We start from the raw sequence: 6,074 nt of genomic DNA, 5'->3' as shown, positions 1-6,074 counted from the left end.
GGGCGAATTCCACACCCAACGTCGAAGAGCCATTAAATTTTACATGTATTAATGCCTATTAATTTATAAGCTGGGCAGAAGTTAAATAGCCCGGTGGCTAGCGGCAATCATCTCCAGTAGCGACTCAGTGAAAAGCTTCTTTAATCTTGTCTTCGCGACTTCGAGTTCGTTGAGTCGCTTGGAATCTGGCTAGCTCATTCCACCCAATTCGCTGCACCATAAGTAATAACTTGCTTCCGAGAAACCATGCCGACGGTATGGCTCATTAATAGGCAGCCCCGCATCTGCTTCACCCAAGAGACCTATGAACTGTTGTGTGCTAACGCTCATGCATGTCCGTGCTCCTTGCTAGTAGGATCGAAATCTAAAGTGTAGCGCAACCCAATCAGAGGGGGAGATGTCACTTTTACTTGATGTTTGTATAAACATGTTTCATTGTTTTCTTGTTATTCCAATATGGTCTAGGCTTGTAACTAAAATGGAGAATGAGGAAGAATATGCGTAATTTCCGACACTCACCAGGCAGGCCGGACGTGGCCGGCTTTTACGATCAAAGAACCTCAAGCGTTCAATATATTATCAGTGACCCTGCGACACGGCGCTGTGCCATCCTTGACCCTGTCCTGGACTTTGATGAGAAGTCAGGGACCACTGCAACCCACCATGCTGATGAGTTACTAGATTACGTCGCACGGGAGGGGCTCATCGTTGACTGGATACTCGATACGCATCCACACGCCGACCATTTTTCGGCAGCACAGTATCTTAAGGAAAAGACAGGGGCACCAACGGCTATAGGAGCTTACGTTACGCAAGTGCAAGCGCTATGGAAGGATATATACAACTGGCCCGACTTTCCGGATGACGGCCGACAGTGGGACCACCTTTTTGTAGAGGGCGATACTTTCCACGTGGGCGAGATAGAAGGCCGGATTATGTTCTCGCCCGGCCATACCAAGGCGTCGATCACCTACGTCATCGGCGATGCGGCGTTCGTGCACGACACGCTGTTTCAGCCGGATGGTGGTACGGCCCGTGCCGATTTCCCTGGGGGCAATGCTCACAAACTGTGGGATTCCATTCAGGCCATCCTGGCACTGCCGGACGACACTCGGCTCTTTACCGGTCACGACTACATGCCCGGCGATCGCGAGCCAGAGTGGGAAAGCACGGTGAGTGTCCAGCGCGAAACCAATATTCATCTCCAAGACAGCCCGACAGCGGAAAGCTTCATCGCTTTGCGTAACGAACGTGACGCCAAGCTGCCCATGCCGAAACTGATCCTGCACGCTTTGCAAGTCAATATCCGGGGCGGCGACCTGCCAGAGCCAGAGGATAATGGTCGTCGTTACCTGAAGATTCCCCTCGATGCTCTACCGGGGGCCGCCTGGGATGATGAGGCGCGTTCCTAAAGCGACCAAGGAGGTAACCTATGGATATCAAACCACTCGATGATCGCCTTTACGTGGCAGCACAACCTCGCCTCGACGAACTTGAACAGCTTGCCGAACAAGGGTTCCGCACCATTATCTCCAATCGCCCGCGCGGGGAAAGTGATGACCAGCCGGATCCCGATGCCCTCAAGGCTAAGGCCAAATCACTGGGCATGGCCTGGCATGAAGTTCCCGTAAAGCCTGGGGAATACGCAAAGGCGGACATCGATGCCTATTCAGATGTGCTGCATTCTGCAAAGGCCCCCGTGCTCGGCTTCTGCCGAACGGGAAAACGCGTGGCCCATTTGTGGGCATTATCACTCGCCCCGCAGCGTCCGGTATCCGAGCTGATCGAATCAGCCAATGCGGCTGGCTATGACTTGGAGCCCTTGCGCGACAGGCTTGAACAACAAGCCCATCAGGCAAAGGGTGATTCTGGGTCGTGAGCGTGCTATGGCCAGCCTGAAGCATTATCTACCTATACTCCAGTGGCTGCCCGGCTATGGACGCGATACGTTGGCCAGCGACCTGTTGGCAGCGGTAATCGTGACCGTCATGCTGATCCCGCAGTCGCTGGCATACGCCATGCTGGCGGGCCTTCCCCCCGAGGTGGGGCTTTATGCAAGCATCGCTCCGCTGTTCGTTTATGCGATTTTCGGGACCAGCCGCACCCTTGCGGTAGGGCCAGTGGCAGTGGTCTCGCTGATGACAGCGGTGGCCATCGGTCGCGTCGCCCCGCAAGGGTCGCCGGAATACTTGGGCGCTGCACTGGTACTGGCACTGATGTCTGGTTTGCTTCTCATCCTCATGGGGGTGGCGCGACTGGGCTTCTTGGCCAATTTCCTCAGTCATCCCGTGATCTCCGGATTCATCACCGCCTCGGGGCTGCTCATCGCGATCGGTCAGGCCCGACACCTGCTGGGGGTGGAAGCCTCGGGTCACAACATGATCGAATTACTGGGCGACCTGTGGGTAAACGTGGGCAGCCTCCATGGGATTACTCTTGCCATCGGTTTAGGTGTGCTGGTCTTTCTTTATGCTGCCCGGCGTTGGTTGAAGCCAGGGCTCCTGTCGCTAGGCCTGCCGTCACGCTCAGCGGATATGCTGTCCAAGGCAGCACCGATTCTTGCCGTGGCGCTGACCACCCTAGCGAGCTGGGCCTGGCAGCTCGACCAGCACGGCGTAGCCGTCGTGGGAGAAGTACCGGCCGGCCTACCTCCGCTTACCTTACCAGGTTTGGACCTTGGGCTATGGCGTGAACTGTTAGTAGCTGCCTTGCTGATAAGCGTGGTCGGTTTCGTAGAGTCAGTATCGGTAGGTCAGTCCTTGGCCGCCAAGCGTCGGCAACGCATCGAGCCAAACCAGGAACTGATCGGTCTTGGCACTTCGAATATCGCGGCTTCCTTCTCTGGCGGCATGCCGGTGACGGGTGGCTTTGCCCGTTCGGTGGTCAATTTCGATGCCGGCGCTCAGACTCCGGCGGCAGGTGCGTTCACGGCCATAGGCATCACACTGGCCGCGTTGCTGCTGACACCGTTGATCGCCTATCTCCCCATCGTCACGCTCGCCGCAACCATTATCGTCGCCGTCCTGTCATTGGTGGATTTGGGCGCGGTGCAAAAAAACTGGGTCTACTCCCGCAGTGATGGCGTAGCCATGTTGGTAACCATCATCGCCACCCTGGGCCATGGGGTGGAAAGCGGCATCCTGGCCGGCGTAGGGCTATCGCTCGCCTTGCATCTCTACCGTACCAGCCGTCCCCATAGCGCCGTGGTCGGCCGAGTGCCGGGCAGCGAGCATTTCCGAAATGTCCTGCGTCACGACGTTGAGACCGATAAGCGTCTGGTCATACTCCGCATCGACGAAAGCCTTTATTTCGCCAATGCCCGTTACCTTGAGGATACCGTGATGGCCTTGATTTCCCGTGACTTCGAATTGCAGCATATCGTGCTGGCGTGTCAGGCAGTTAATACCATCGACGCCTCGGCCTTGGAGAGCCTAGAGGAGATCAACGCTCGGTTGAAGGATGCCGACGTGGCGCTGCATCTGGCCGAGGTCAAGGGGCCGGTTATGGACAAGCTTCGTGGCTCCGATTTCATGAAAGCGCTCGGCGGCGAGGTCTTCCTCAGTACCTACGATGCTTGGCGCAGCCTGCATCAAGAGAAAACGTCGTTGGCTCAGGCAACCAACACCCAACAGGTTCACCAAACTAAGGAGTAAACGAAGTGGATTGGACTTCAAATCTGCAAGGATTGGCCGGCGGTATACTCATCGGCATTTCCGCTACCTGGTTGATGGCCACGCTAGGACGTATCACCGGTATCAGCGGCATCGCCGGCACGCTGGTGACGACGCCTCCAAAGGGCCACAGCGCTTGGCGGGCCGCGTTCTTGGTTGGCCTGGTCACCGGGCCTGTTGTGCTCGTTCTGGCGGGAGGTGGTCTGGGAAACGTGGTGGGACAGCCCAATGAGGTTATTGGTGATCCCGCCGGTGGCGTGATGCTGATGTTGATTGCGGGGCTGTTGGTGGGTGTCGGGACAGGGCTCGGCAGCGGCTGTACCAGTGGTCATGGGGTATGTGGCCTGTCACGTCTATCGCCGCGTTCGATGGCGGCTACCGTCACGTTTTTGCTGAGTGCCATGGCAACCGTCTATATCACCCGACATGTGATAGGAGGTGGGGCATGAGAACCTTAATGGCTTACGCCGCAGGGCTCTTGTTCGGACTCGGCCTCGCCATTTCAGGCATGACCGATCCGGCGCGTGTTCTCAGCTTTCTGGATATCGCCGACGAATGGGATCCTACCTTGGCCTTTGTACTGGGCGGGGCCGTCATCACTACCTTCATCGGCTACCGGTTGGTGTTGCGTCGGAGCAGCCCTTTTTTTGGTGATAAATTTCAACTACCAACCAAGCGTGAACTCGATAGCCGTTTGCTCGGTGGGGCGGCGCTCTTTGGCATTGGTTGGGGGCTTTCGGGCTACTGTCCAGGTCCTGCCATCGCCTCGGTCGTCGGACTGAGCACGCCTCTCGTCGCGATGCTTGTGGCAATGATTGGCGGGTGGTGGTTAGCAAAGCGGTTCTCAGGCAGCCGCTGACCAGCGCTTGAGCTTAAACCACCGCTTGCTAAGAGTGAATTATAGAACTAAAAGTGTAGATCTAGATTAGCGTTAAGATTGCTAGCTCTTGGTTAAAGATATCTTTGGACATATTAACTTAAGGATAAGGAGGTCACATGCTGCCTTCAACGACTTCACGCGTTGAGCAGAATACTGCCGAAAGCATCAACCAGCATATCCGGCGGCGCACCGAAGACAACATTGCGTACTTCGCCCAATATCCTCATGAAATTGAGCACCGTCTGCATGAGCTCGACCATGAGTGGGATATTGAACGCACTCTGGAAGCGAACGCGGCTACCCTGAGCTTGGCTGGAGTGGCCCTTGGGGCGTTAGTCGATAAGCGATGGCTCCTGTTGCCTGCGGCGGTAACCGGCTTTCTGCTGCAACACGCATTGCAAGGATGGTGTCCACCCATTGTTATCTTCCGTAAACGTGACGTACGCACTTCAAAAGAAATTGACCAAGAACGCTATGCGCTTAAAGCCTTACGTGGAGATTTTTCCCAATTAGAAAGCGTTTCGCCGGCAAGCCCGCATGACCGCATGCATGAAGTGCTGGACAGAGTAGAACGTTAAGAGCGCTCCCGCTTATCCAAGCGAATGCTCGTCAGGCCAAGCAAGTCCGACCCTTAGCGGCAGGACCAAAATGTACATGCCAAATCACCGCTCTGCTCTCCTTTATTAAGAGAGTAGAGCTTATTTCTGCACGCTACACCTCCCCCCAGTGTCTTTCAGTCCGCTGAGTAATGTACTTACCCTGCTCAAGGTTTATGTTTACGTGCTAAAACAGCTGTTCCTGGCACAACTAGAAAGTGGAATACTGCGCAATCATGCCAAACAACGTAGCGCTGTTTGGGCAGAGTTGTATGAGTGGTAATATCCACGAACAATTATTCCACAGTGTTTGAGACTGTCTCGAAACGTTGCTTGGTTGCTTGGATTGCTTCGTTTGAAATACCTAGAACACTAAAATTCTGATAGCCAAGTTTGAGAAGATCATCGGCTAACGCAAATTAACCGCCGCCCACGTCGATAAATAGCCGCACTGCGATCTGGTGCAGCTTGTTGAACGAAATGCAATGACTGTGCAAGGTGTGAACAATGCCAGCTGACTTTTCAACGCCCTCTCAAGATTCATAGTGTCGTATGCTTAACAGGTATAAGACTGCCAACTCATTTATTGAGTTGACCCGCTGGCACGTTCATTTGGGTTATACCGCATTTCATTCACGATCTATACCCTTGAAATCACGTGAAACTAAATACAGCTCGGCAGCAAAGCATCAATATCGTACCGGCTGCATAACACTGTCGAACCAACATGCCTAATTGGCCGCAACTTCCGCTTTGGGTCGTCAACTGCCGTCTCACCATCAGCTTAGCTTGAAGCTCTGCATTCGGCCAGGAGGGGCCTTTTAGACGTCTCTGATTAACGCTTCAAGCACCGGCGGCGAAACCGCGCAGCGGCTTTGACGTCCGGGTGGCTTGACTTGTGTACGCCCAGCATGGGCATGAACTAAT

At 54.8% G+C, this 6,074-nt stretch carries 7 protein-coding genes and 1 pseudogene; 6 read left to right on the top strand and 2 right to left on the bottom strand.

Features of this window, described 5'->3' with window-relative positions:
- Positions 1-32: 32 nt before the first annotated feature.
- Together HZU72_RS23460 and HZU72_RS24285 are read right to left on the bottom strand one after the other, a co-directional pair.
- A complete protein-coding gene (locus tag HZU72_RS23460; RefSeq protein WP_083868688.1) occupies positions 33-107 on the bottom strand; it encodes a YgaP family membrane protein in 75 nt (24 codons plus the stop codon).
- A 4-nt stretch (positions 108-111) separates the two neighbouring features.
- Positions 112-330 (bottom strand): annotated as a pseudogene (locus tag HZU72_RS24285) (transposase); the annotation flags it as partial.
- A gap of 167 nt (positions 331-497) precedes the next feature.
- Between HZU72_RS24285 and HZU72_RS23455 the strand changes: the two are divergent.
- The 6 genes from HZU72_RS23455 (at position 498) to HZU72_RS23430 (ending at position 5,129) form a co-directional block, all read left to right on the top strand.
- Positions 498-1,412 (top strand): MBL fold metallo-hydrolase, encoded by a 915-nt coding sequence (locus tag HZU72_RS23455; RefSeq protein ID WP_039857571.1) that lies wholly within the window; start codon positions 498-500, stop codon positions 1,410-1,412.
- Between the two features lie 20 nt (positions 1,413-1,432).
- Positions 1,433-1,879 carry a protein tyrosine phosphatase family protein gene (locus HZU72_RS23450; RefSeq protein ID WP_041158402.1) on the top strand — a complete coding sequence of 149 codons (447 nt, stop codon included), beginning with the start codon at positions 1,433-1,435 and terminating at the stop codon, positions 1,877-1,879.
- 7 nt (positions 1,880-1,886) lie between these two features.
- Positions 1,887-3,653, top strand: coding sequence for a SulP family inorganic anion transporter (locus HZU72_RS23445; protein ID WP_180096354.1), 1,767 nt, complete (start codon positions 1,887-1,889; stop codon positions 3,651-3,653).
- A gap of 5 nt (positions 3,654-3,658) precedes the next feature.
- A complete protein-coding gene (locus HZU72_RS23440) occupies positions 3,659-4,120 on the top strand; it encodes a YeeE/YedE family protein (protein WP_041158400.1) in 462 nt (153 codons plus the stop codon).
- A complete protein-coding gene (locus tag HZU72_RS23435; RefSeq protein ID WP_041158399.1) occupies positions 4,117-4,530 on the top strand; it encodes a DUF6691 family protein in 414 nt (137 codons plus the stop codon). The genes HZU72_RS23440 and HZU72_RS23435 overlap by 4 nt, the downstream gene beginning before the upstream one ends.
- Positions 4,531-4,667: 137 nt before the next feature.
- Positions 4,668-5,129 carry a DUF2892 domain-containing protein gene (locus HZU72_RS23430; protein ID WP_172117333.1) on the top strand — a complete coding sequence of 154 codons (462 nt, stop codon included), beginning with the start codon at positions 4,668-4,670 and terminating at the stop codon, positions 5,127-5,129.
- The last annotated feature ends 945 nt before the right edge of the window (positions 5,130-6,074 follow it).

This window comes from Vreelandella sedimenti (assembly GCF_013416325.1).
Taxonomy (GTDB): Bacteria; Pseudomonadota; Gammaproteobacteria; order Pseudomonadales; family Halomonadaceae; genus Vreelandella; species Vreelandella sedimenti.
This window is presented reverse-complemented; position numbering and strand designations above follow the sequence as displayed.

Bases quoted from the DNA above. Each gene is read 5' to 3' on its own strand.
- HZU72_RS23455 (WP_039857571.1), top strand. From the start codon at position 498: ATGCGTAATTTCCGACACTCACCAGGCAGGCCGGACGTGGCCGGCTTT.
- HZU72_RS23450 (WP_041158402.1), top strand. From the start codon at position 1,433: ATGGATATCAAACCACTCGATGATCGCCTTTACGTGGCAGCACAACCT.
- HZU72_RS23445 (WP_180096354.1), top strand. From the start codon at position 1,887: ATGGCCAGCCTGAAGCATTATCTACCTATACTCCAGTGGCTGCCCGGC.
- HZU72_RS23435 (WP_041158399.1), top strand. From the start codon at position 4,117: ATGAGAACCTTAATGGCTTACGCCGCAGGGCTCTTGTTCGGACTCGGC.
- HZU72_RS23430 (WP_172117333.1), top strand. From the start codon at position 4,668: ATGCTGCCTTCAACGACTTCACGCGTTGAGCAGAATACTGCCGAAAGC.